Here is a 24,219-nt window from a genome sequence, read left to right as displayed (position 1 = left end):
TTATGGGAAGCGAGCAAGAGCATCCGACGTCCATCAGGCGACGACCGGTCGTTTCCGTCACGGAAGACCCGTGCGGATGGATGAGGCAAGGACCGGTCGCTGACGCGGGAAAGCGTCAGGTGGCGGTGACGGCGCGTACGGATAGGTTCATTGTCATCTCCCTGGAACCGTCCCCTTATGGGGCTCTCGCTCATGGTTGGCTTTTAGGGACAACGTTGTCCCCGCCAACCCGAAAATAACCGGTCTCTCTCTACCGGTCACAAAATCTGTTACCATCGATAATTATCCATCCGCAAGCAAAAAATGTCCAACGTTGTCCCTTCTGTTGCCCTCATCGGTTCCGATAGGTTAAAAGCAAATATCAACAAGGATTTGGCCGGAGCGCCCTTTCTCGTGAGCAAGCCCACCATCCATGACGTGGCCCGTGTGGCCGGCGTATCGATCAAGACCGTGTCGCGCGTGCTGAACGGGGAACCGAAAGCCAGTCAGGCGACGCGGGAACGGGTGATGGCAGCGGTGGCGTCGCTCGACTATTCTCCCAACCTGTCAGCGCGCAGCCTTTCTGCCTCACGAAACTTCATGATGGCCTTTGTGTTCGGCACCTATCCCGACGTACCGAACGTGTCCTTGCAGAATGAGTATATCGCGGGCCTGCAGGTGGGGGCGGTCACTGCGGCACGGGCGGCAGGGTTTCATCTGTTGGTCGAGCCGGTGGAAATGGTCGATGACAGATTTGCCGAACGGGCGGCGCGCATCATCGCAATGCCTGCTGTAGATGGCTTCCTGATCATGCCGGGTCTTGCCGATGATCCACGGCTTTTGCGGGTGCTGACTGAACGCCGGGGACATTATGTCCGGGTCAGTCCCGGCGTGGAACTGCCGGAACTGCCCGCCATGGTGCGGATTGATGATTACCGCGCCGCCGCCGATATGACACGGCATCTGCTGGAACTGGGTCATCGACATATCGGCTTCATCGGTGGCCGGGCGAATTTCGGTTCCGCCGAACTGCGCCTACAGGCATTCCGCGATGTGACTGCCGCAGCGGGTGTCTTCGACCCGACACTGGTGCGCAACGGCGACTACACGAGGGAGTCGGGCCGTACTGCTGGACGGGAACTGCTGGCACTTTCGGATCGGCCCACTGCCATTTTCGCGGCCAATGACAGCATGGCTATCGGCGTTATGGCCCTAGCGCAGCAGCAAGGGCTTTCGGTGCCGGGAGATTTATCCATCGCCGGGATTGACGATATCAGCATGGCATCCGCTATCTGGCCATCCCTGACAACGGTGCGGCAGCCGATCATCGCTATGGGTGCGGCGGCTGCCGGCTATATCGTTGTGCGGCCAGCCGATCTGATGTGCCGCCCCCGGCCCTGCCCTTCTTCGCCCATGAACTGGTTGTCCGCGAAAGCACGGCACCACCCAACCGATAATATTCGGTATCCGACGTTTAAGGGTGGATTTCCGGCAGTATCCGGCCTCCGGCCATCACCGGTTTGGCTTCGATCAGGATGAAGGCGATACGGCAGACCTGATCAGGGGACGGGTTGCGCCACAGATGATTGGTGGCCCGCTGCACCACGATATCTCCCGTCGACAGAGCCGTCACCGACCCGTCATCAAGTTCAAGTTCCAGAATACCGGAAAGAACGATGCCGTAGTCGATGGACCATGACCGGTGCAACGGGGAGGCACGGCCCGGCAGCATATCGACGATCCGGATCACCGATCCGCCATGCAGAGTCTTGCCCGCCGGCAGCATGCCATCGCCGCCGTCATTCAGGTCCGCCGGCACCGTCGGCGTGGCCCAGACCAGTTGGAAGGCGGCATCACCGCTGTCGATCAGACTGGGCGTCAGCATATCTATGGCGCGGATGACAGACAGGCCCTGTTCATTGTGATCGGTGACGATGCGGCGGAAGGACGGAGTCATGCGGGGCTCCATCGTGACCGGAACAGCAGAAGCAGGGACAGCATGCCCACCAGCAACGCGCCGGCGGCGATGACGGGAAAGGCATTAACGGTCCCCCCCGTGACCGCCGCCAAAGCCGGAACGACCAGGGCGGACAGGAACTGCCCGATAGCAAAGCTGGACTGCCACAGCCCCATACCCCGCCCCCGCACCTCAAAGGCCAAGGCCGACATGGCCCAGGTCAGAAGGGTTGGCAGCAGCAGACCAGCCGCCACCTGCCCAGCGAAGGCTGCCAAGATGAACCAGATAGCGTCCGGGGCATGAGCCATGGCCAGGAACGCCGCCGCCATCAGCGCGAATTCCAGCCCCAGCAGCAGACGCACATCACGCTGCGCGACCGTCCAGAAGATCAGGCTGCCCAAGGGTGTGCCGATGCTGGCCAGGGCGGAGAACAGGCCGATCTTGGCCGGGTCGGTGACACCAAAGCCGGGCAGAACCGTGCTGACATTGATCTGAATCGTATAGAACAGGATGGCTGCCAAGATGGTGGTGACGGACGTTAGCAGCACGTGGCGGCCCGGAAGCGCCGACCAGCCCGGCACCACACGGTCCACCCGAAGCGGTTCGCGCACCAGTAGCAGGACGGCCAATGCCATGGGCCAGGCCAGACCATAGATCAGGAAGGGCGCCTGCCACCCCTGCCGTCCCAGCAAACCACCCAGTGCCAGGAACAGCAGGGCCGAGATCGATGCCACCGCCGTCTGTGAAGACAGCCAGCGTTCGCGCGTCTGTCCGGTAAACAGGTCCCCGATCAAGGTGGTACTGAGCGTCATGATCAGCGCCTCACAGACCCCGACCAGCACGCGGCTGGCCAGGATCTGGTGGATGTCCGACAGGGCCAGGGGTGCCATGCCGGCCAGCCCGTAGACCAGCATGGCCCCGATCAACAGCCGCTTGCGCCCCAGCCGATCTCCTAACAACCCCGCAACAGGGGAGAACAGGGCGATGCACAGACCCGGCAGCGTCAACAGCACCGGCACCAGGAATTCCACCCCCGGTACATCGGCAAAGGCCTGCATCATCTGTGGTGCCACCGGCACCAGCAGCAGAATGCCCATCACAGCGGAGGTGGCGGGCAGCAGCAGCGCCAACCCCTGGGCAAAGCCCGCCTTAACACCCTGTTCCATCATGATCCCCGATCAGAAGCTGACCGAACCGCGCAGCCCATAGGTGCGGGGCGGACGCAGGCCGTTATAGACGACGTTCAGGATGGGACGGGTTACCGAGGTGGAATAGACATCCTTATCCGTCAGGTTGTTGACATAGCCTGTCACGGACCAGCCCTGTGCCGGTGCCTCCAGTGTCAACCAGGCGTCGGTCGTCATGTAGCCACCCTGATGCTGTTCGGGACGATAATCGATCGACAGGAACCGCCCGCTTTCGATGCGGCTGCGCGTACCCAGGATCAGGTCGTGATCGGCAGACAGTTCGAATGTGTGGCTGTAGCTGAGGTTCAGCGACCATTTCGGCGCGTTCACCGCCGGCTTTCCCGAACAATCGACGGTGAAAAGCCGGGCCGGTGCCGCCACCGGCAAGGACGTATTCGGCGTCACCGCACAGCCGCTGGGCAAGGGCGTACCGCCAGCCGAGATGGCAGTATAGACGAAGCTTTTGTACTTGCTGTCCATATATTGAAGGTTGATGCCGATCTCGTCATTACGGGTGGCCAGGAACTGCGCCTCGACCTCCATCCCGTACATGCGGGCTTGGCCAACATTGGCCGTGACAGAGGCTTGACCATAGACACCGGGACGGACCTCGACAGGACCGATATAGCCGATCTGCTGATCCTTGTAGTCCCACCAGAATGCTTCGGCATTCAGTTGCAGGCGGTTATCCAGGAAGCGGTTCTTGGACCCGACCGTGTAGGCTGTCAGCTTTTCCGGATCGAAACTGTTCCTTCCCACCGCTGGATAGAAGCCGCCGGCCTTAAACCCCGTGGCGACATTCGCATAGAGCAGCGATTGCGGCCCGGCATCAAACTCAATCCCGCCCTTCCAGGTGACGCTGTTGAAGTTCTCGTCACCCGTCGCGGTAACAAAGGGCGGGTTAGGGTTGCTGACGCTGCTCTGGCGGACCGGTGTCGTCTGCTGCTTATTCTCATGCGTGTAGCGGACACCAGCGACCAGACGCAGCCCCTTGGACACATCATAGGTTCCCTGGCCGAACACCGCCTTGCTGACCGCTTCCTGGTGCGGCATGAAAGTGGTGGTCGAAAGCCCGCCTTGGAAGAAGCTGTTCAGGGCATTCACCTCATCCCGGAACCAAAATCCACCGACAACATAGCGGAACGGATTATCCTCAGCTGAAGCAAAGCGCACTTCAACAGAGCTTTGCTTGGAAACCTCCTGCACCGTGCCCTGGAACCCGACGCTGTAGAAAACGAAATCCGGGCGGCTGTCGCGATAGGCGGGCAGGACCGTCAAGGTACCGGCATCAAACTGATAATCCAGCGTCGCCGTCATACCCCAGAAGGTGCTGTCATTATAGCCATCATCCTTGGGCGGCACCACCAAACCTGAATTGATCAGCGCCGGGAAACGCAGGCGCAGTTCTGCGATACTGGCCGCCTCCGATCCGCCAATACGGTCCTTCACAGCCGGCGCCGTCGGAGTCAGGGAACCAGGCACCAGCACTCCACCCACGCCCTTGCCGCCCTGGTGGAAGTAATCGCCGGACAGCAGCAGGCTTAACCGGTCATCCGGTTCCCAAAGAAAGGAGGCGCGGGCCGCCTGGCCCTCCTCATCATCATAACCATCGGACAGATAACCATCGCGGTCTACGATCTGACCGGCCACACGCAGGCTCAACGTATCGCTGACCGGGGCATTGATCATGCCCGTGGCCTTGCGCAGGTTGTAGTTTCCGATTTCCAGCCCGGCCTCGCCCGCAGTACCGCCGGCATCGGGCCGGTTGGGGATGACGTTAACGGCACCGCCGGTGGCGTTGCGGCCATAGAGCGTCCCCTGCGGCCCCTTGAGCACTTCAACCCGCGCCAGGTCGAAGAAGGTGCCGACCGGGGCTGTGGGGCGACCGATATAGACACCGCCATAATTGAACGCGATGGCATTTTCGGAAAAGGAATTGGGCCCCAGCGTGCCGACACCGCGCAGGTAGAAGCCAGTATTGGATCCGCCGCCCGGCTGCACCACTAGGGCCGGGACCAGCTTGGTCAGGCCCGCCGTGTCGGTGACGCCGGCAGTAACCAGATCATCGGCGGATACCGCCGACACCGCCACGGCAACCTTTTGCAGGTTCTCCGACCGGCGCTGCGCGGTCACCACAATCTCTTCCAGCACACCTGTATCGGTGGATTGTGCCTGGGCTGGGTGGACTGCGACGGCGGTCAAGATGGCTGTGGACAACAGCAGGGGGGCACGCATTCTGGCTTCCTCCATGGTTCATCACCCGCCACCCGGACAAGGTGGGGGCATTTCCGGACGTAGCGCCGGATTAAGACCTGGAACCCGAAAATAGGCGGATTGGGGGGTACAAGGGACCCGTAAACGGATCCCCTCACCTGCATGTGATGAAGGCGGAAACGCTACCGCCAACGACCGCCACTGCGGCACTCTCCCCAACCGCCGGCCTCTGGGCCGGTCTAATGTTTTTTGGTCAGGGAACCATATCAGCGACGAATGCATCGCCGAAATCGTATTTTCTGATCCGACCTATCACCCTTAGCAATAGTTCAGCCTGCATCCTGTTCGGCGGCAAGTCGGCGCATCAGGCCACGGAACCAGATAAGGGCCGGGTCACGCTGAAAATGCCGATGCCATTGCGCCATCTCCGTCAGGACCGGAAACTCAATGGGCAATGGCAGTATCCGCAGCGGCAAACGCTGCACGTAAAGCCGTGCCAGCCTTTCATGCATGGTGGCCAACAGATCGGTCCCGATCAGCATGCTGGGCACGGTGGTGAAATCAGCAACGAACAGTTCAGCATTACGGGTATAGCCGAAACGGTCCAGGAACCATTGGTCAAAGCTGGGTGCCCGCCGCATGCCAAACCGCACCAGCACATGGCCCATCGCCATATACTGGTCAAAGCTGATCGTATCCCCCACCAATTTGTTCCCCTCCCACGCCACAGCGACATGGGTATCGGTGAACAGTTTCTCCTTGGGATGGTCAGGATGGGTAAAATTGTCCGGCGTGATTACGAAATCCACCTGCCCCCTTGACAGGCGCTCCATCACCAGATCATCCATCCCGTCGATTTCTACCTTGATGCCGGGGGCCAGCTGCCGCGCCTCCCGGATCACGCGGGCCAGAAGCACCTCCGTCACATAATCCGACGCGTGCATGCGTATGGTGCGGGTGGCGCTGGCGGGATCAAAACTGGGCTTGGCTTCGATGGTTGCCTGGATCTGCATCAGTATATCGCGTACCGGCTCCGCCAGACTTTCAGCCAGCGGCGTGGGCACCATGGAACGCCCGATCTGGGCCAGGATGTCATCATCGAAGAATTCGCGCAGCCGGGCCAGATTGCCGCTGACAGCGGACTGGCTGAGGTTAAGGCGGTTGGCCGCGCGGGAAACGCTGCGTTCCTCCAAAAGCACATCCAGAACCACCAGCAGGTTCAGGTCCAGTTTCTGGAACCGCATTATTCATCCTCCCATCCATCGGTCACACCGATAGTTTGGTTCAGTAAATACGATTTCGATGATGGGCGTACAGCCCCTATCGTGATCGCATCGACTTTCCCAGCCGAGGAACGCCCATGGACGCGACCGATTATGGCCGCCTGTTCGACCTGTCCGGTCGCCGCGCCCTGGTCACCGGCGGGCAGCGCGGGCTGGGCATGGGCATTGCCACCGCCCTGGCTAGCCACGGCGCGGATGTCTGGATTTGCAGCGAGGATGGGACGGGTTGCGCCGATGCGGCGGAGCGGTTGCGGATTCAGGGACTGACCGTTCGAGCGGTCACTTCTGACGTCACCGACCGCGCGGCGCTGTCTGCCATGGTGGAACGGGTGACCGCGGCAGGACCTCTGGACATCCTGGTCTGCAATGCCGGGGTGGCACCCCATGCAGGTCCCATCACGTCCGCCAGCGATGCCGACTGGCAGGCGACCATGGCCATCAACCTGCAAAGTGTGCTTTGGCTGGCCGGTATGGTCCTGCCCGGCATGGCGGGGGCCGGCGGCGGCAGCATGATCATAATGTCCTCTATCGCGGGTCTACGCGGCAACCGGGCGCTTGGCCTGTACGGTCTGTCCAAGGCGGCTAATGCCCAGTTGGCCCGCAACCTGGCCGTGGAATGGGGGCCAGCCAACATCCGGGTCAATGCCATCTCCCCCGGCTTCATCCGCACCGACCTGGCGCGCGACCTGCTGTCCAACCCGGCCTTCATGGAACGGCGCATGGCCATGACGCCCCTGCGTCGACCTGGCGAGATAACGGAGGTGGCGGGTGTCGCCGTCCTGCTCGCATCTGCTGCTGGGGCCTTCATCACGGGACAGAATATCGTCGTCGATGGCGGCACCGTGATCACCGACGGCAACTGAAGAATAAGCAGAGGAACACAATGCATGTCCTGATCACCGGCGCCGATGGCTTTGTCGGGCGCGCGCTTGTCCGCCGTATGCTGTCTGGCATCGATCTGGCCTTCAATCGGCTGACACTGGTGGATCAGCGGTTTGGTGACCTGCCCACTGATCCACGCCTGGTCCCTGTCGCTGGCAACATTGCCGACCGTGCCCTATGGACCGATTCTTTGTCGCTTCCTGCCGACATCGTCTTTCATCTGGCCAGCGTGCCGGGCGGGTTGGCAGAGCGGGAGTTCGACCTGGGCATGGCCGTAAACCTTCACGGGACGCTGGGCCTACTGGACGCGCTGCGGGCGCAGGGGCGGACGGCAAAGTTCGTTTTTGCCAGCAGCGTCGCCGTCTATGGTGATCCGCTGCCCGACACTGTCGATGACAGCACCCCGCCCCGCCCCACCCTGTCCTATGGAGCGCAGAAACTGGCCTCCGAGGTGATGGTGGCGGACTTCAGCCGGCGTGGCTTCATCGACGGTTGCAGCCTGCGGCTGCCCGGCATCGTGGCCCGCCCGCCTGCCCCGTCCGGCCTGATCTCAGCCTTCATGAGCGAGGTGATGTGGGCGGCGGCGCAACAGCGGCCCGTGACCCTGCCGGTCGGTCCCGATGCCGTTTGCTGGTGGATGTCGGTGGCGTCCGCCGTGGACGCGCTGCTTCATGCCACCAGCCTGCCCGGACAGGGCCGGGTCTGGCTGCCACCGGTCCTGCGCCTCAGCATTAGGGAACTGGTGGCCGCATTGGCTGATCGATTTGGGCCCGTTGATGTCACCTACACCCCTGATCCAGCGGTGGAAGCGCGGTTCGGGCAGCAGCCGCCGCTTTGTGCCGATGCGGCCCGGGCTGCGGGTTTCCGGGACGATGGCAGTGTGGGGGGGCTGATCGACAGGGCGCTGGATCAATCCTGAAGGATGGCCACGGCGCGGGTCCACCCGGCGGATGCGGCCCGCACCTTCACCGGGAAGCAGGCGACCGTGAAACCGGTAGCGGGCAGTGCCTCCAGGTTGGTCAGTTTTTCCATATGGCAATAGCCGACATCCTTGCCGACGTAATGCCCTTCCCAGATCAGGGACGCATCGCCCGTTTCCTTGAATTTCGCGGCGGTGAAGGGGAATGGCGCATCCCAGCTCCAGCCATCGATACCGGTCACGCGTACGCCGCGTTCGACCAGATACAGCGTCGCCTCCCGCCCCATACCGCAGCCCTTAGCCAGGAAGTCGGGGCGGCCATAGGCGGCACCGGCGGCGGTATTGACCAGCACAATGTCCAGCGGTTGCAACGTGTGGCCGATACGGGCCAACTCTGCCTCCACCTCTGCCGCCGTGACGACATGCCCGTCGGGAAGGGCACGGAAATCCAGCTTCACGCCGGGACGGAAGCACCAATCCAGCGGCACCTCATCAATGGTGATGGCGCGTTTGCCGCCATCCATCGTGGAATGGTAATGCCAGGGCGCGTCCATATGCGTGCCGTTATGGGTGGTCAGTTCCACCCACTCCGCCGCCGGCCCCTCACCATCGGGCAGTTGTTCGGCCTTCAGGCCCGGAAACATCTGACAATATTCAGCCGCCCCTTCGGCATGGCTGGCGTAACGGATCTTGGGCCGCATGAAGGGCGGGTCGGCAGGCACGTCATTTTCCAGATGCACCGACAGATCGATGATGCGCGGCATGGCGCTTACTCCGGCTGGATGATGTCAACGCGCAGCCCGCAACCGGGCCGCATCTGGCAGGCGAGACGGATGGCAGGGTCAGTGATGGCAAGCTGCCGGCGCAGATGCGCTTCATCCGGCCCCATTTCGCCTGGATCGCCGCCCAGAACCCGAACCCGGCAGGTACCACAAACACAGCAACCGCCGCACAGGGCCGTGATCAGCCCACGGTGCCGAGCGGCGATAGACTGGAACAGGGACTGGCCGGGGGGAACGTCGAGCGTCACCTCCCCGTCCACCCTATGCAGCGTCACCTTCACGCGGTGTGTCCACCCAGCGTGTCGGCGAACCAGTCGGCAATGTAATCACGACCAAATGACATGTTATCGGCCCCGACATGCTCGACCCCGCCTTCACGGTCAGTGAAAATCTTCAGCTCCCGCCGGGGAGAGTTCACCAACTGCTCATAGGTCTGGTGAGCATAATCAACGGAGATCTGGCGGTCCTTGGCCCCATGGGTGACCAGGAACGGCACCTTGATCCGGTCCAGTACGCCGTTCAGGTGCATACCTTCCGCCTTGGCGAAGAAATCATCCATGTCCGTGGCACCAAATACCCAGCGTACATGGCCCCAATAATGGGGAACCGGGTTCTCCCCTTCCCGCTTCAGGCGCTTCTGCTGCACCTCGCGCCAATCGTGGTTGGCGCCCCAGACGGCGCCACTGGCAAAGCGCGGCTCAAACGCCACCGCGCGCGGGGTGAAATACCCGCCCAGCGAGATGCCAACCATGCCGATCTTTTCGGCCAGCACATCGGGACGTGCGGCCAGATAATCAAACACGGGTGTGGCCCAGCGTTCTGTTTCATGCGTGGCATAAAGGTTATTGGCGCGCAGCGCTTCCCCTGTGCCCGGCTGGTCGATACACAGGGTGGAAATGCCACGCTTGGCCAGTGCATGCGGGAGCCAGGACCAGAAAAGCAGCTCCTTGCAGCTGTCCAGACCGTTCACATAAAGGACGCAGGGAGCCGGACCGTTCACACCTTCGGCCTTGGTGAACAGACCGGGGATGAAACTGTCGCCGAAGGGGATTTCCACGCGGGCGCAATTCTCCCGCGCCAGGGCCGTACCGCGACGGAAGGCATCCTGACCCTTGGCGAAGGTTTCTGCCCGGCCCGGATGACCATGGCCCTGCATACGCTCTGCCGTGATGTAGTAGAGCGAGGCGCGTTGCAACTTGGCTCCGGCGGAAAAGGCGCGACCCCGCGCCTCATCCTCACCGGCCAGACCAACCAGCTTATCGGCCATCGCCACCCACTGCGCCAGGAAGGCGCCCGTGCCGGCATCCTCCCCCCGCGCTGCCGCCTCCAGCAGGGGGCGGCACATATCCTCGATCTCACCAACCCGGCCACCGCTTTCGATGGCGATGTTGACGGACAGGTTCCAAATGTAATTGTTGGGGAAGTACTGGAAAAGCGCCATGGTTCAGACCCCCACCGCCTGGAACAGACCCGCATCGGGCGCGGGATGTGGCATGGTCTGCGGCCCGCCGCTGCCGGCGCCCCACTGATCCATAGTTTCCGGCGTCGGCTTATGCACCGTGGCGACCCAGGTGGCGTCGTCCACCTTTTCCAGCTCCGCCGTATATTCAACGGCAAAGCCCGACGGAGTGGTGAAATAGCTGAAGGTGTTGTTGCCCGCCGTATGCCGGCCCGGCCCCCAGCGCAGTTCAACCTCCGCCTTCTTCAGCTTGCCCACACCACGCATCATCGCGTCCATGTCGGCCATGTCATAGGCGACATGGTTGAGGCAGGGCGGGCCTGGCAGGAAAGCGACCCGGTGGTGCCATTCATTGCAGCGCAGGAAGCACATGAAATCGCCCAGCCAGTCCGAAACGCGAAAGCCCAGGACATTCACGAAGAAATCTACCGCCCCCTTGTGATCGGGCGAATGCATGACAACGTGGCTGATCTTTTCGGGCAGCGCTTCTTTGGCCAGCACAGGCCGCGACGGCCCCCGCTCCACCCCGGCGGAAATCTCAAAGGTCAGGCCGTCCTTGCCGAAGAAGCGGAAGCCATATCCGCCGCCAAAGGAGGCTAGTTCGGTCGGCGCGAAGATCACACGACAGCCGGCGGCAACCACCTTGTCATGCAGGGCGTCCACATCGGCATTACTGTCCGCAGCGAAGGCGATGACATCGACCCGCTTCACATCCGATGCGCGCAGGCGGACGACATACAGTTCCGGTGCGCCCTCGGCAGCGAAATAGACCATGCCATCCTTGGCCGCCACCTCGCGCAGGCCCCACTTGTCGCGGTAGAAGGCGCGTTCGGCCTCCAGATCCGTCACGCCATAACCGACATAGCGGATATCCGTCACACGGGTCATCTCAAGCTCACTCCCAATATCAAAGTGGTTGGGCCAGGGCGGCCATGGTCTGGTTCATCAGGCGGGGATGCTCGTCACTATGGACGCCGCTCAACTCGATCTCGCCCAATCGGACGGAATTGTTGACCACCATGGCGCAGCGGTCATGGCGGCGATCCATGAAGGCGTTAAGTGCAGCGGACAGGCTGTCATTGGCCGACAGCACATCACCCAGCACCACCGCATCCTCCATCGCCATGCCAGCCCCCGATGCCAGATGCGGGGTGGTGGCGTGGGCCGCATCACCGATCAGCAGGCCACGCCGCGTATGCCAGGGACCGGGTAGCAGCAGCGTCTCCAAGGGGCGGAAATTCACCACTGACTGGTCGCTAATCTGATCGCGGACAAAGCCGACGGACCCGCCGAACCCCGCCAGCCGCGCGCGCAGAAGACCGGGTAGTTCTGCCTCGGCATGGCGGGTGTTGGGGGCGATGGCCTCCAACGCGAACAGATACATCTGATCGGGGGAACAGGGATTCACGCCCGCCTTGATCGGCGCGCCCAGGAACATCTCAACACCCGTCACCCCCTCTGGCCGGGGGGCGGTGACGCGCCAGCAGGCCTGACCCGTGAAGCGCGGCTTGGGCGCATCCGGGAATAGCAGGCCACGCGTCCGGGAATAGATGCCGTCGGCCCCGATCACCAGATCGTAACGGCCCGTACGACCGTCGCTGAACGTCACATCCGCGCCGTCCGCATCCTCGGCATAGTGATCGATGGTGATGCCCAGGCGGATATCAGCAGCGGCTTTACGGGTGCGGCTGGCCAGGATTTCATGCAGAATGGGCCGCATGATACCGCCGCCCGACGGCAGGTCGGCAGCCAGAGGCGGGATCGCCACTTCCCCAATCGGGTGGCCTGTGGGCGTGAACAGCCGCGTGCTGGCTGAGCAATAGCCGTGCTGGCGAAAATCATCCAGTATGCCCAGCCGTTGAAACGCGCGCAGCGTCGGGCCGGTGATGGAGATGCCAGCGCCATAGACACGCCAGGCGGGATCCTGGTCGATCACAACAACCGATACACCCAGACGCGACAGCACCAGAGTGGCCGACATGCCGGCGATGCCGCCGCCGACGACAAGCGCATTACGGATCAAGGACACATGCTCCTCCCAGGCCATCCACCCACAGGGCGGCAGCCGGATATGCCCGCCAGTTCGGCGGGTCTTTATCGTGGATTGGGGTGGAGGGCCGCCGTCGCGGACCTCCATGCCACCAACCATAAGCCCGCCGAACAAATCACCAAAGCCGTTTATACCGATACAATGCATCGGCTACGGCGATAGATCCTATTCAGCCCTTCACGACCTCCTGGTCAATGGCGCCAAAGACGCTTTGCCCGTCACGCAGCACCTCCATCCGCACCCGGTCACCGAAGCGCAGGAAGCCGGTGCGGGCGGCACCTTCATCCAGCATCTCAATCCCGCGCCGTTCGGCGATGCAACTGGACCCGACCTGTCGGTAATTCTCGTTCGATACCGTGCCCGAGCCGACGATGGTGCCGGCACACAGGTCGCGGGTACGGGCGGCATGGGCGATCAGTTGCCCGAAGCAGAAACCCATGGCCCCGCCATTGGCCGCCCCGAAACGTTCTCCGTTCCAGTCGACGAGCAGGTTCAGATGGATACGGCCATCGGCCCAGCTTTCTCCCAGCTCACCAGGCGTTACGGCAATGGGGGCCGCCGAACAGGCGGGTTTTGCCTGGACCCAGCCGAAGCCCGTCTCCATTTCCGCTCGGCCTGGGACACGAAGCGACCAGTCATTGACCAGCATTATAAGCCGGATATGGCTGCGTGCAGTGACGGCATCAGTTCCCATGGGAACATCACCAGTCACCACCGCGAACTCCCCCTCAAAATCGATGCCGTCGGCTTCTGTGGGAAAGGGCACATGCGCCGTCGGGGCGATGAAGCGGTGGGACATGCCCTGATACATCAGGGGCTTGTCATGCTGTGGGTTGGTGATGCCAAACACCTTCGCCATCAGTTCGCCATGCGCATGGAAGGCCGATCCATCCAGCCATTGCCAAGCACGCGGCAGCGGTGCCAGGGCCTTAGCAGGATCAAAGGCAAAGGCATCCGGGGCAGTTCCGGCCTCCAGCGCTGCTGACAAGTCCAACAGCCTCGGTTGCACCACCGCCCAGTCATCAAGGGCAGCCTGCAGGGTTTCCGCGATGCCCGTCGCGGCGACGGCGCGGCTCAAATCACGGGAAACCACCACCAGCCGCCCGTCACGGCCATCAAGGTCAAGGCTTGCGAGCTTCATCTTCAATCCCACGGCATTCAGCATTGAACGGCGACATAGGCACGGGCTGCCCCATCCGTTAAGTCGGGATTGCCGATCCATCCTATCGGCGCCAACGATAGATGGGCTGGTGACGTTTTCGTATGATCAATATTGTTTCAAGACAGAATGTATGTCTGGCGTCCAATCGTGGGTCAAACCTATATAAAGTGGCACTATCTTTTCGGAAAAATTTTTCATATAAGAAAAGCACAACAGGGAGAGCTGGGATGTCCTTATCATCGCCGCCCGATCCGGGACCCAAGCGGGAAGCCGATGCCCGCGCCTGGTACGCTATCGTCATCTTCGCATTGGCCGCCGTTCTTTCCTATACAGACCGTCTGATCCTGAACCTGCTGGTCGCCCCGATCCGATCGGAAATGGCGATCACCGATACGCAGGTGAGTTTCCTTCAAGGCGCCGCCTTCGCCATCATCTATGCTTTTGCCGGCCTGCCCATGGGCCGCCATGCCGACCGGCATGGGCGGCGCAACCTGGTCCTGGCCGGCATCGGCCTGTGGAGCTTGGCGACCGCGCTGTGCGGTCTAGCCCAATCCTATGGGCAGCTGTTCGGCGCCCGTATCCTGGTGGGGATCGGCGAAGCGGCCCTGGCGCCCGCCGTGCTGTCCATGGTGCCCGACCTGTTCCCCCCACACCGTCGCGGGACGGCGGTCGCGATCTTTATCGGTGGCATGGTGATGGGGGCCGGCATGGCGACGCTGGTCGGCGGCATACTGATCGATGTGTTCAGCCTGGGTGCCCTGTCCGGTCTGGCGCAATCCGCCGGCGTGGCGCCCTGGCGGGCCGTGCTGTTGACCCTGGGGCTGGCCGGTGTCGTGCTGGCGCTACTGGTCAGCACCATTCCGGAACCAACACGGCGGGACAGCCTGGGCGCTGACGTGAAGCCGGGGCTGGACACGCTGCGCCGCTATCTGGTTGATAATCGTTGGGCATTCGGTCTGCTGCTGGGCGGACTGACCCTGACCCAGATTGTCGATTACGGGGCCAATAGTTGGACGCCGTCGCTGCTGATGCGGGTACATGACTTCACCCCATCAGAGACGGGGACGGCGCTGGGCTCCATCCTGATCGGTGTGGCCGGGCTGGGCACCATTGTCGGCGGCATGCTGGCCGATTTCCTGGAGGCACGCGGCCATTCTACGGCCAAGCCCATGGTCGCCGCCGCCGCCGTCAGCCTGGGCGTACCCTGCCTGCTGTTCGGGGTCATGCCGGGAGTGGGGCTGACACTGGTCCTGTTCACGGCCTATGCCTTCCTGCTGGCCATCGGGGCGGGGGTCGGCATCGCCGCCATCCTGGATCTGGTGCCGTCGGAACTGCGCGGCATGACGACGGCAGTGCAGGCCTTTGCATATACGGCCTTCGGACTGGGGGTAGGACCGACCTTGGTGGCGGTCACCACCGACCATGTCTTTGCCGATCCGCTGGCGGTCGGCCTGTCGATCAGCGTAACCGGCATCCCGTTGCTGGCGCTGTCAGCGCTCGCCATGTGGCGGTCGCTGCCCCATTACCGCAATGTGCGCCAACGGTTGGCCGACGCGGCAAATATTTGAATCAAAACAGAAACCACCGAACAGGGACTCAATCCATGACACTGCGAAAAAGCATAATCATTCCGCTTCTGGCCGCAACTTGGCTGTCCGCCGTACCGGCGGCGATGGCCCAGGACCCGGTCCCCAATGCCGCTGCCACAGCAGAGACAGCCGCACCCGTCGCCCATCCCCTGACCAAGGACGATGTGGAACTGATGGTCGATGGCTTCCTGCCCTACGCGCTGAAGCGTGGGGACATCGCAGGGGCGGTGGTGACAGTAGTCAAGGACGGGCAGATCCTGCTGGCCAAGGGCTATGGCGTTGCCGACCGAGAAACGAATGAGCCGGTGGACCCGGAAAAGCACCTGTTCCGGCCCGGTTCCATCTCCAAGCTGTTCACCTGGATCGCAGTGATGCAGCAGGTGGAGGCCGGGCGCATCGATCTGGATGCCGATATCAACCAGTATCTGGATTTCAAAATCCCCAATAGCTGGCCCGAACCCATCACCATGCGCCATGTCATGACGCATACGGCGGGCTTTGCCGAGACGGTCCGCGACCTGATTGTGCGGGGTCAGGATCATCCGCTGGAGCTGGAAAAGCTGCTGTCGCGCTGGGTCCCGGAACGGTCCTACAAGCCGGGCACGGTGCCCGCCTATTCGAACTATGCCACCGCCCTGGCCGGTCTGATCGTGCAGCGGGTCAGCGGGGAAAAGTTCGAGGATTACATCGACAAGCATATCCTGGCGCCCGCCAACATGAAGCATTCCAGCATGGCGCAGCCCCTGCCCGCCCATCTGGCCCCGCTGATGTCCAAGGGCTATGCCTCATCCCGCGAGCCGGCGCAGGACTTCGAGATCGTAAACCATGCCCCTGCGGGATCGCTGTCGGCCAGCGGGGCGGACATGGGCCGTTTCATGATCGCCCTGCTGAACCAGGGCGAGGGGCCGGGTGGCCGCATCCTGAAGCCGGAAAGCCTGGCGCAGATGTGGAAGCCGCAATACCGCCCGCTGCCCGGCCAGGAACTGGCCATGGGTCTGGGCTTTTATGAGCAGAACCGCAATGGCTACCGCATCATGGGCCATGGCGGCGACACGACCCTGTTCCATAGCGATCTGGCCATGTGGCTGGACGAGGGGGTGGGCCTCTACATCTCCTTCAACAGCACGGGCGATGACATGTCGCGCGGGCCGATCCGCAACGAACTGCACCGCATGTTTGCCGACCGTTACTTCCCGGCCAAGACGGCGGCGGAACCCACCAAGGCCGAACCTGTGACGCGTAAGGTGCCTGTGTCGGGCACCTTCTACATGTCGCGCCGGGTGGAGGGCACGCTGGTCAGCCTGATCAACCTGTTCGGTCAGGGCGACCTGATCACCAATGAGGATGGAACCGCCACCTTTACCCTGTTCCGGGATTATGCCGGCATTCCCAAGCGCTGGCGCGAGGTAGCGCCCGACCGCTGGCAGGAGGTGGGCACCGACAGCCTGATGCACACCAAGACCGATGAGAATGGCCGCGTTACCGGCATCACCACCGATGACTACCCCGCCATATTCATCGCCCAGCCGGTGCCGACGGGCATCAACAAGAGCTGGAACCTGCCGGCCCTGGGCATCGCCATGGCCATCGCGCTGTTTGCCGTGATCTGGTGGCCGGTGGCGGCCCTGGTCCGCCGCCGCTATGGCCGGCCCCATCCGCTGTCGGGTCAGCATCTGCTGGCCGACCGGCTGGTGCGGGGATCGGCGCTGATGATGGTGGGCTGCCTGACCGGCTTTGCCCTGGTCATGACGCTGGCCATTGATCCGCTGATGTTCGGGGAGATCGATCTGATCCTGCGGCTACTGCAACTGGCGGGGCTGCTGGGTGTGCTGGGCCTGCTGCCGGCCGGCTGGCGTGCCTGGAAGCTGTGGACCGATCCGGCCGCCGGCTGGTGGGCCCGTATCCGAGCCAGCCTGATGATCCTGGTCTTCGCCTATTTCCTCTATCTCGTTGAAAAGTTCCACCTGATCAGCGTCGCGCTGGATTACTAAGCCGTTTCAACCGTCACCCCCGGATGGCCCATGCCGTCCGGGGGTTTTCTTTGGCCCTTTCGGAGTTCTGAGCCCATGTCCATTGCCCCTGCCCTTTCCCCCGCCCTGAGTGCCGGGGACCTGATCTTCCTGTCGGGCCAACTGGCCTTTGGTGCCGACGGCACCATCGTGGCGCCTGAAGATGTGGCCCGGCAGACCGAACAGGTCCTGGCCAACCTGAACCGCGTGCTGAACGGTTTCGGTTTGGACCTGTCCGACGTGGTAAAGACCACCGTCTGGTTAACCCATACCGCCGATTTCCCAGCGTTCAACACCGCCTATGCCGCCAGCTTCGGCAGCCACCGTCCGGCCCGCTCCACGGTACGGGCTGACCTGATGCTGCCTGGCGCCCGAGTTGAGATTGACGCGGTGGCCAAGCGGCGGTGAACTGCCTGCGCCGCATCGAAATAAAAACAAACGCACCGAGAAATCGGAATTCGGAGCTGTTCTTGCGTCCAAACCGACCGACAATCGATCTCGTGCAACCAAGTGAAACATAAAATTCAGGGGTGTTTCACCGTTCGCGCCCTCCCCGTCCGAAAACCCAGAGGCGTCGGGTGGTGGGGGCGCAGGTGTGGCGTTGATGGGACGGATTGTAGCAAGGATTGAGGGGGAAGTCAGCAATCGCGCCCCTCCAGCCAATATGCGCCCCATAAAGAAAAACCCCGGACGGCGAACCGTCCGGGGTCAAGTCCCTCAACTGGAGCGAACTACCGTCAGGTGTCCAGGCCCAACGGATCGGCCACGCGCGGCCAGAAATCCAGCGCGCGCGTGCGATAGGGAATGCTGGTGAATTCCGGGGCGATGGCACCGGGTGTGGAGACATACAGAACTATCGATGCCATGGGGCCGAACCCGGCATAGAAATGCTGGGTCGATTTCACCACGATCAGGTCCAGGCCCGAAAGGTCGATGCCCAGACCCGTGAAGGCATCGGGCTGAAACACCTGGCTGCGCTGACTGGCCAGCACGATATGCAGGCCGCCCGGCCCCTCCAGCCAGACCGACAGGCCAAGCGAGGTCGGTTCCTTGTCGAGGCCCGTCTGGACATGATTGTGGACGATGTTGCGCACGGTGACCGGCAGGTCGACGGGATCGCCCGAGGCCGGGCCACATTTGCCACCCATCCGCAGATCGAAATGCGAACCGATGCCGGCATTGACGCAGATATTGATGGCACCCAGATCCCAGAAGCAGCCGATGGCGGTACTCCCGAAGCCCCGATCCAGCAGGCGGCGCAGGATGAAGGTGCTGTCGCCGGCCGCCCCGCCGCCGGGATTGTCCGCAACATCAGCCAGCACCGCGGGACGCCCCGGCACCTTCGGCGCGGCCAGGACCTTGTCCAGGGCGGCGTCGATACCGGTGACATTGGGGCGCAGGGTTTCCCGTTGTCGATAGAGCCGCTCGCCAAACGAACGGGCCGTGGATGCGGCCTTTGCCGCGTCGCCATCGGCCACCACCCACATGCGCGTGCCGGTCCAGGGCGTGTCGCCCCAGGGGAACCCATGGGCCAGCGATACTGACAGGATACCATCCCGCCCCTCTGCCGCCTTCATATCGGCGACGAAGCTTTTCATCGGCTCCACCGTCGTCGGGTAGAGCGTGATCATGCGACAGTCAAAATCGCGCATCACCGGGCGGATTTCACGGCGTGCCGTCGCCAGGCACAGATTGAACAGTTCATCGGCGCGTTCGACGCCGTCAGTATGCGGATATTCTTTCATGGCAATCAGGATATCGGCACTGTCCAGCATGGCGGGTGACAGATGGCAATGCGGGTCCAGTTCGGCCCCGATCACCACATCCGGCCCCACCTGTGCCCGGATCGCGGCCAGAAGATCACCCTCGCAATCGTCCTGGCCCACCGCCATCATGGCGCCGTGCAGGAACAGCAGCACCATGTCGATGGGGCCGGCCTTGGCGATGCCGTCCAGCACCTCCGCCTTGAACCCGTCCCAGACAGGGGCCAAGGTGCGGCCTGCCGGCTGCGCATAGGCGCACAGCCCCTCCACCACCTCAATCCCCGCGGCTTCCGCCCGGCGGTGCCAATGGCGCAGGAAGGCCCCGCCCTCCGTGTCGGGGCGGCGTGAGGCGTCGCCGTGATAGATGCCATATTCCTGGAAACTACCCAGGCCGGTGGGCATGGGCGCGAAACTGTTGGTTTCGGTGGCCACAACGGCCATGAACAGGCGCATGGGTCAATCCCCCTGGCAGCGGTCGGGCGACAGGTCGGCGATGGTAACGCCGGCATCAGCAATATCTGGTGGCAGCACACCATGATCCAGCAGGCTGGCCCCTACCCGCGCCAGGGCCGGCGCCATCTGGATACCGTAGCCGCCCTGCGCGGCAAACCAGAAGAACGCGGGGTGGCTGGCGGGCGATCCCACCACGGGGCTGCGGTCAGCAACAAAGCTGCGCAGGCCAGCCCAACTGCGTGAGACACGGCGCACCGGCAGGTCGGCTGCGTTCTGCACCCGGTCGATGCAAACGGCGATGTCCCATTCATCAGCCTGCGCATCACAGGGCGGCGACGGGGTTTCATCCGCGGGGGAAGCCAGGATCATCCCGGCATCCGGCTTGAAATAGAAGGAACCGCCCGCATCAATGACGGCAGGCCAACGATGAATGTCAAAGCCAGCGGGCGGGTCCAGCATCATGGCCGTACGCCGCAGCGGCATCAGGCCAATGGTTGGCACGCCGGCCATGCGCGCCACCTCATCCGCCCAGGCACCGGCGGCGTTCACCAGCTTTCTGGCGCGCACCGGACCACCGGGGAAGGTCAGGGTCCAGGCGGCACCATCCCAGGATGCCGCCTGCAAGGGTGCGTCACTGCGCAGTTCCACCCCTCCGGCCTTGGCGCGGCGCAGGAAACCCTGATGGATAGCATGGACATCCATATCCATGGCGTCAGGTTCCAGCAGCGCCTCCCGCAACGGGCCGGCCTGTAGAATGGGCACCATGTCGCGCGCTTGGCCCGGGGTCAGCGGCAGGGCACGGGTGCCGGTGCGGGCCGCGGATTCCCGCACCTCGCGCACGGCGTCGCTGTCCGGCTGATCGCTGATATACAGCACGCCGCGCGGGGTCAGCAGCGGGTGCTCGGCAAAACCGGGGGGCGGATCGTTGAAAAAGGCGCGGCTGGCCGCCGTCAGGACACAAACGGTGCTGTTTCCGTAAAGGACCGAATAGAGCGCCGCTGACCGGCCCGTGGTGTGGTACCCGGGGAAACTTTCCCGTTCAGCCAGCAGGATACGCCGGCCCGGGACCGTATCCACCAGCATGGATGCCAGCGAGGCGCCGCCAATACCGGCGCCGATGATCGCGATATCGAATTCCTGCATCTGGAACCTCCCTTGCCCGCCATGGTCGGCATTCTTGGCGGATATGTCAAATATTTTTCGTATAGTGAACGGCAGTGAATAGCATGCAGAGCCGGCGTGAGCGACAGAGCCTATTGTCAGCGGCGCTCACCTGCAGGAAGCCTGGCACGATCATAAATTTTTCGCATAGGAATAATCCTTGTTGACCCCTGTCGGGAACCCTGTTTTAATTTTCTGGTAATCAATGAAACGTGCCTCCGCGACCGGCCGCCCCCTGGGCAGGCCGGAACCGGTTCGTGCGTCCCAACGCAAGGGGTCGGCCAACGGCCCCAGCCTCGGACAGGAAAGGCAATTTCCATGGTTTTCAGGTGTGAGACCCGGCGTCGGCAGGCGCACAAGGGACTTTTGGCCGGCATCGCCCTTTCGGCGCTGCCGCTGTTGCCGGCGGCGGGACAGGCGGCCAGCAGTGAGCCGCTTCTGTTGGAAGAGATCATCGTGACGGCGCAGAAGCGTCTGGAAAATCTCCAGACCGTTCCGGCCTCCGTATCGGTGCTGAGCGGTGAACGGATCGCCCGGTCAAGTCCGACTGGCGTCGCCGATTATGCCGCCTATATGCCCGGTCTGGCCATCAGCAGCGGCGGCACACCGGGACAGGTGTCGCTGGCCCTGCGCGGTGTCGCACCCGTCGGGCCGGGTGCCACCGTCGGCACCTATATCGATGATACGCCGCTGGGTTCCAGCGCCAATTATGCCCGTGCCGCCATCTATGCGCTGGACCTGTTCCCCTATGACATCCAGCAGGTGGAAGTGCTGCGCGGGCCGCAGGGCACGCTCTATGGTGCCAGCACCATGGGCGGCCTGTTGAAATATGTGACGCGCAAGCCCGACCTGAACGATACCGAAATGCGGGTGGGTGGCGACATGTCGGGCACCAGCGGTGCCGGGGGGGCCAATTGGGGGATACGCGGACAGGTGAACCTGCCGCTGATCGAGGATCGGCTGGCGGTGCAGGCCAGCGTCTATAAGCAGAAGAACCAGGGCTATATCGATAATTCGCGCAGCGGTGCCAAAGATATCAATGACAACACGCAGAAGGGTGCCCGCGTCGCCCTGCTTTGGCGTCCGGCGGAACCGGTGACGGTTCGCCTGCAGGCCCTGTTCCAGAAGGTCGACAGCCGCAATAATGCCGTCGTCGCTTATGACACGATCACCGACCAGCCCATCGCCGGCAAGCTGGATAGCCAATATTACATGGACCAGCCCTTCAGCAAGGACCTGGACCTCTATACCGCCACTATCGACTGGGACCTGGACTTTGCCAGCCTGACGTCGGCCTCCTCCTACTCCACGGCCAAGGTGGATACCGCCCAGGATGCCAGTTCCATCTATGGCGTCGCCTTCCCGGCGCTGACCGGCGGGGCTGTCCCGGCGGGCCTGTCGCGGTTCGATCTGCTGCTGGATCATGAGAAATTCACGCAGGAGGTGCGGCTGGCATCGCCCAGCGGCGGCGGGTTCGAATGGATGCTGGGCGGGTTCTATACCTGGGAGGACAGCACCAACCTTCAGGCTGCCAGCGCACAGACCATGAGCGGCAGCTCCATCCCCGGCCTGGACCCGCTGGCCATCGCCAGCCTGCCCACGACCTATGAGGAAGTGGCGGTGTTCGGCAATGGTACCGTCGCCCTGACCGACCGGTTCGACATCACCGCCGGCCTGCGCTGGGCCCACAACAACCAGGACTTCGCCCAGATTTCCGACGGTGCTCTGTTGGGCGGGGCGCAGCGGGTGCCGGGCAAGTCCTCGGAGAATGTACTGACCTTTATGGCCAGCCCGCGCCTGCGCCTGGATGAGGATGTAACACTTTATGGCCGGGTCGCCAGTTCCTACCGCCCCGGCGGACCCAACGTGGCCCTGCCCAATGTGCCGCCCAGCGTGGATGCCGACACATTGGTGAGTTACGAGGCGGGCGTGAAATCCACCCTGCTGGACGGCCGGCTGCAAGCCAATGCGTCGGTTTTCTACATCGACTGGAAGGATATTCAGATCGCCGGCTCCAACGGCGGGGTTTCCTTTCTGCAAAATGGTGGCAAAGCGCAGAGCAAGGGGCTGGAGTTCGAGACCGTGTTCGTGCCGGTCGAAGGCTGGCGTCTGGGGGCCAATGGCGCCTACACCGACGCCAGCTTCAAGGGCGACATCCCGGAGGTCGGCGCGCAGGATGGGGACCGTCTGCCGCTGATCCCCAAATACTCCTTCGCCCTGACCGCCGATTATGAATGGAACCTGTCCGGCGACTGGAATGCCAATGCCAGTGCCGGCTATCGCTGGACGGGGGCGGTTCACAGCGATCCCGAAAGCTCGCCCGAATTCGTGCGGACCAAGGCCTATGGCGTGCTGGATATCAGTGCCGGTGTGCATAACGATGTGGTGGCTGTCCGCTTCTATATCCGCAATGCCGCCAATTCCCATGCGACGACCACCGCCGACCTGATCACCAGCGCGCTGGGTAGCCCTGTGCAGATCGACCGCACCGTTTTGCAGCCGCGTACCATCGGGTTGAGCCTCGACTTCACCTACTGATTGATGAGTTTGTAGCACTCCCGCTTTGACTGCTGTGACTTGCCACAGGGAAAGGGGTTTCATTCTCCCCCGCCCCTGTGGCATTTTTTATTTTCCGAAGCGCTAACCAAACCCGCAGGAACGGAAAATGCGGGGTGAACCGGGGGTTGTGAGCAGATGACGCGGAGAGCACCGATCGGCAAGGCCCTGCGCCGGCTGCGTCTTCAGAACGACTGGACCCTGGCCGATGTGGCGGAACGGACGGGTCTGGCCGTGTCCACCCTGTCAAAGGTCGAGAATGACCGCATGTCCCTGACCTTCGACAAGATCGTCAGCCTGTGCGAGGGGCTGGGCGTCGATATCGGCACCCTGTTCACGGGTGATCCAGCACCGGCAGCGGAACCGGTAGTGCAATCCTCCTCACCCGTCGCGATGATGACACGGCGCAGCGTGGACCGGGGTGGCGGGGAGGATGCGGAGGTCCCCACCAAGAATTACCGCCACCGCTATCTGAACACCGACATCACGCACAAGAAGATGATCCCTATCCTGGTGGAGCATCGCGCCCGTACCATGGAGGAATTCGGTTCCCTGGTCCGTCATCCGGGTGAGGAATTCATTTATGTGATGGAGGGCGCCATCGAAGTTCATACCGAATTCTATGCGCCCACCATCGTGAAGGCCGGGGAAAGCATCTATCTGGACAGCACCATGGGCCATGCCTATCTGGCAGCATCCGACGGACCGTGCCGCACCCTTTCCGTCTGTTCCAGCCCGGAACCGGCCCTGGCCCGGGCGCTGATGGTGAATGAACCCACCGTCAGCCTGAAGAAGCCGGAAAAGGTGTGACTGC

The 24,219-nt window shown here is 62.9% G+C and carries 20 protein-coding genes; 8 read left to right on the top strand and 12 right to left on the bottom strand.

Annotated elements, in window-relative coordinates; translation table 11 throughout:
• The first annotated feature begins 393 nt into the window (after window positions 1-393).
• The gene (locus C0V82_RS18855; protein WP_158660049.1) at window positions 394-1,518 is read left to right on the top strand and encodes a LacI family DNA-binding transcriptional regulator; all 1,125 of its coding nucleotides are present in this window, start codon (window positions 394-396) and stop codon (window positions 1,516-1,518) included.
• Here C0V82_RS18855 and C0V82_RS18850 read toward each other — a convergent pair.
• The 4 genes from C0V82_RS18850 to C0V82_RS18835 all read right to left on the bottom strand — a co-directional run bounded on the left by C0V82_RS18850 (window position 1,454) and on the right by C0V82_RS18835 (window position 6,581).
• Window positions 1,454-1,936 carry a cupin domain-containing protein gene (locus C0V82_RS18850; protein ID WP_102114403.1) on the bottom strand — a complete coding sequence of 161 codons (483 nt, stop codon included), beginning with the start codon at window positions 1,934-1,936 and terminating at the stop codon, window positions 1,454-1,456. The genes C0V82_RS18855 and C0V82_RS18850 overlap by 65 nt on opposite strands.
• A complete protein-coding gene (locus tag C0V82_RS18845) occupies window positions 1,933-3,105 on the bottom strand; it encodes an MFS transporter (RefSeq protein ID WP_102113966.1) in 1,173 nt (390 codons plus the stop codon). The genes C0V82_RS18850 and C0V82_RS18845 overlap by 4 nt, the downstream gene beginning before the upstream one ends.
• A 9-nt stretch (window positions 3,106-3,114) precedes the next feature.
• Window positions 3,115-5,358 carry a TonB-dependent receptor gene (locus tag C0V82_RS18840; RefSeq protein WP_102113965.1) on the bottom strand — a complete coding sequence of 748 codons (2,244 nt, stop codon included), beginning with the start codon at window positions 5,356-5,358 and terminating at the stop codon, window positions 3,115-3,117.
• Between the two features lie 308 nt (window positions 5,359-5,666).
• Entirely contained in the window at window positions 5,667-6,581 is a 915-nt protein-coding gene (locus tag C0V82_RS18835; protein ID WP_102113964.1) for a LysR family transcriptional regulator, read from the bottom strand.
• A gap of 116 nt (window positions 6,582-6,697) precedes the next feature.
• Between C0V82_RS18835 and C0V82_RS18830 the strand changes: the two genes are divergently transcribed.
• A complete protein-coding gene (locus tag C0V82_RS18830) occupies window positions 6,698-7,483 on the top strand; it encodes an SDR family NAD(P)-dependent oxidoreductase (protein ID WP_102113963.1) in 786 nt (261 codons plus the stop codon).
• 20 nt (window positions 7,484-7,503) lie between these two features.
• On the top strand, window positions 7,504-8,421 hold the full coding sequence (locus tag C0V82_RS18825) for an NAD-dependent epimerase/dehydratase family protein (RefSeq protein WP_102113962.1): 918 nt from the start codon (window positions 7,504-7,506) through the stop codon (window positions 8,419-8,421).
• Here C0V82_RS18825 and C0V82_RS18820 read toward each other — a convergent pair.
• The 6 genes from C0V82_RS18820 to C0V82_RS18795 all read right to left on the bottom strand — a co-directional run bounded on the left by C0V82_RS18820 (window position 8,412) and on the right by C0V82_RS18795 (window position 13,853).
• Window positions 8,412-9,185 (bottom strand): cyclase family protein, encoded by a 774-nt coding sequence (locus tag C0V82_RS18820; protein WP_102113961.1) that lies wholly within the window; start codon window positions 9,183-9,185, stop codon window positions 8,412-8,414. The two genes, C0V82_RS18825 and C0V82_RS18820, sit on opposite strands and share 10 nt — an antisense overlap.
• Window positions 9,186-9,190: 5 nt before the next feature.
• Entirely contained in the window at window positions 9,191-9,484 is a 294-nt protein-coding gene (locus tag C0V82_RS18815; RefSeq protein ID WP_158660048.1) for a 2Fe-2S iron-sulfur cluster-binding protein, read from the bottom strand.
• Complete coding sequence (locus C0V82_RS18810; protein WP_102113959.1) at window positions 9,481-10,644, bottom strand: alpha/beta hydrolase family protein; 1,164 nt, start codon at window positions 10,642-10,644, stop codon at window positions 9,481-9,483. The genes C0V82_RS18815 and C0V82_RS18810 overlap by 4 nt, the downstream gene beginning before the upstream one ends.
• 3 nt (window positions 10,645-10,647) lie before the next feature.
• Entirely contained in the window at window positions 10,648-11,550 is a 903-nt protein-coding gene (locus tag C0V82_RS18805) for a VOC family protein (protein WP_102113958.1), read from the bottom strand.
• Window positions 11,551-11,569: 19 nt separating this feature from the next.
• Complete coding sequence (locus C0V82_RS18800) at window positions 11,570-12,691, bottom strand: FAD-dependent oxidoreductase (protein ID WP_245924238.1); 1,122 nt, start codon at window positions 12,689-12,691, stop codon at window positions 11,570-11,572.
• A gap of 190 nt (window positions 12,692-12,881) precedes the next feature.
• Window positions 12,882-13,853 carry a fumarylacetoacetate hydrolase family protein gene (locus C0V82_RS18795; protein WP_102114402.1) on the bottom strand — a complete coding sequence of 324 codons (972 nt, stop codon included), beginning with the start codon at window positions 13,851-13,853 and terminating at the stop codon, window positions 12,882-12,884.
• A 248-nt stretch (window positions 13,854-14,101) separates the two neighbouring features.
• On the opposite strand from C0V82_RS18795, the gene C0V82_RS18790 reads away from it, so the two are divergent.
• The 3 genes from C0V82_RS18790 to C0V82_RS18780 all read left to right on the top strand — a co-directional run bounded on the left by C0V82_RS18790 (window position 14,102) and on the right by C0V82_RS18780 (window position 17,880).
• Window positions 14,102-15,442 (top strand): MFS transporter, encoded by a 1,341-nt coding sequence (locus C0V82_RS18790; RefSeq protein WP_158660047.1) that lies wholly within the window; start codon window positions 14,102-14,104, stop codon window positions 15,440-15,442.
• A gap of 35 nt (window positions 15,443-15,477) precedes the next feature.
• Window positions 15,478-17,454 carry a serine hydrolase domain-containing protein gene (locus C0V82_RS18785; protein WP_102113955.1) on the top strand — a complete coding sequence of 659 codons (1,977 nt, stop codon included), beginning with the start codon at window positions 15,478-15,480 and terminating at the stop codon, window positions 17,452-17,454.
• A gap of 75 nt (window positions 17,455-17,529) precedes the next feature.
• On the top strand, window positions 17,530-17,880 hold the full coding sequence (locus C0V82_RS18780) for a RidA family protein (protein WP_102113954.1): 351 nt from the start codon (window positions 17,530-17,532) through the stop codon (window positions 17,878-17,880).
• Window positions 17,881-18,209: 329 nt separating this feature from the next.
• Here C0V82_RS18780 and C0V82_RS18775 read toward each other — a convergent pair whose 3' ends face one another.
• Both C0V82_RS18775 and C0V82_RS18770 read right to left on the bottom strand, forming a co-directional pair.
• The gene (locus C0V82_RS18775) at window positions 18,210-19,688 is read right to left on the bottom strand and encodes a M81 family metallopeptidase (protein WP_102113953.1); all 1,479 of its coding nucleotides are present in this window, start codon (window positions 19,686-19,688) and stop codon (window positions 18,210-18,212) included.
• 3 nt (window positions 19,689-19,691) lie between these two features.
• A complete protein-coding gene (locus tag C0V82_RS18770) occupies window positions 19,692-20,831 on the bottom strand; it encodes an NAD(P)/FAD-dependent oxidoreductase (protein ID WP_102113952.1) in 1,140 nt (379 codons plus the stop codon).
• A gap of 336 nt (window positions 20,832-21,167) precedes the next feature.
• Here C0V82_RS18770 and C0V82_RS18765 point away from each other — a divergent pair, with 336 nt between their 5' ends.
• Complete coding sequence (locus C0V82_RS18765) at window positions 21,168-23,387, top strand: TonB-dependent receptor (protein ID WP_102113951.1); 2,220 nt, start codon at window positions 21,168-21,170, stop codon at window positions 23,385-23,387.
• A 156-nt stretch (window positions 23,388-23,543) separates the two neighbouring features.
• On the top strand, window positions 23,544-24,215 hold the full coding sequence (locus C0V82_RS18760) for a helix-turn-helix domain-containing protein (protein ID WP_102113950.1): 672 nt from the start codon (window positions 23,544-23,546) through the stop codon (window positions 24,213-24,215).
• The last annotated feature ends 4 nt before the right edge of the window (window positions 24,216-24,219 follow it).

This window comes from Niveispirillum cyanobacteriorum, from assembly GCF_002868735.1.
Taxonomy (GTDB): Bacteria; Pseudomonadota; Alphaproteobacteria; order Azospirillales; family Azospirillaceae; genus Niveispirillum; species Niveispirillum cyanobacteriorum.
The sequence above is the reverse complement of the archived record's forward strand: the minus strand, read 5'-3'. Positions and strand labels throughout refer to the sequence as shown.

Excerpts from the sequence above, each read along its gene's own strand:
- C0V82_RS18780 (WP_102113954.1), top strand. The coding sequence starts at position 17,530 with ATGTCCATTGCCCCTGCCCTTTCCCCCGCCCTGAGTGCCGGGGACCTG.
- C0V82_RS18775 (WP_102113953.1), bottom strand. The coding sequence starts at position 19,688 with ATGCGCCTGTTCATGGCCGTTGTGGCCACCGAAACCAACAGTTTCGCG.
- C0V82_RS18805 (WP_102113958.1), bottom strand. The coding sequence starts at position 11,550 with ATGACCCGTGTGACGGATATCCGCTATGTCGGTTATGGCGTGACGGAT.
- C0V82_RS18810 (WP_102113959.1), bottom strand. The coding sequence starts at position 10,644 with ATGGCGCTTTTCCAGTACTTCCCCAACAATTACATTTGGAACCTGTCC.
- C0V82_RS18760 (WP_102113950.1), top strand. The coding sequence starts at position 23,544 with ATGACGCGGAGAGCACCGATCGGCAAGGCCCTGCGCCGGCTGCGTCTT.
- C0V82_RS18825 (WP_102113962.1), top strand. The coding sequence starts at position 7,504 with ATGCATGTCCTGATCACCGGCGCCGATGGCTTTGTCGGGCGCGCGCTT.
- C0V82_RS18765 (WP_102113951.1), top strand. The coding sequence starts at position 21,168 with ATGGTTTTCAGGTGTGAGACCCGGCGTCGGCAGGCGCACAAGGGACTT.
- C0V82_RS18770 (WP_102113952.1), bottom strand. The coding sequence starts at position 20,831 with ATGCAGGAATTCGATATCGCGATCATCGGCGCCGGTATTGGCGGCGCC.
- C0V82_RS18790 (WP_158660047.1), top strand. The coding sequence starts at position 14,102 with ATGTCCTTATCATCGCCGCCCGATCCGGGACCCAAGCGGGAAGCCGAT.
- C0V82_RS18820 (WP_102113961.1), bottom strand. The coding sequence starts at position 9,185 with ATGCCGCGCATCATCGATCTGTCGGTGCATCTGGAAAATGACGTGCCT.
- C0V82_RS18785 (WP_102113955.1), top strand. The coding sequence starts at position 15,478 with ATGACACTGCGAAAAAGCATAATCATTCCGCTTCTGGCCGCAACTTGG.
- C0V82_RS18830 (WP_102113963.1), top strand. The coding sequence starts at position 6,698 with ATGGACGCGACCGATTATGGCCGCCTGTTCGACCTGTCCGGTCGCCGC.
- C0V82_RS18845 (WP_102113966.1), bottom strand. The coding sequence starts at position 3,105 with ATGATGGAACAGGGTGTTAAGGCGGGCTTTGCCCAGGGGTTGGCGCTG.
- C0V82_RS18835 (WP_102113964.1), bottom strand. The coding sequence starts at position 6,581 with ATGCGGTTCCAGAAACTGGACCTGAACCTGCTGGTGGTTCTGGATGTG.
- C0V82_RS18795 (WP_102114402.1), bottom strand. The coding sequence starts at position 13,853 with ATGAAGCTCGCAAGCCTTGACCTTGATGGCCGTGACGGGCGGCTGGTG.
- C0V82_RS18840 (WP_102113965.1), bottom strand. The coding sequence starts at position 5,358 with ATGCGTGCCCCCCTGCTGTTGTCCACAGCCATCTTGACCGCCGTCGCA.
- C0V82_RS18850 (WP_102114403.1), bottom strand. The coding sequence starts at position 1,936 with ATGACTCCGTCCTTCCGCCGCATCGTCACCGATCACAATGAACAGGGC.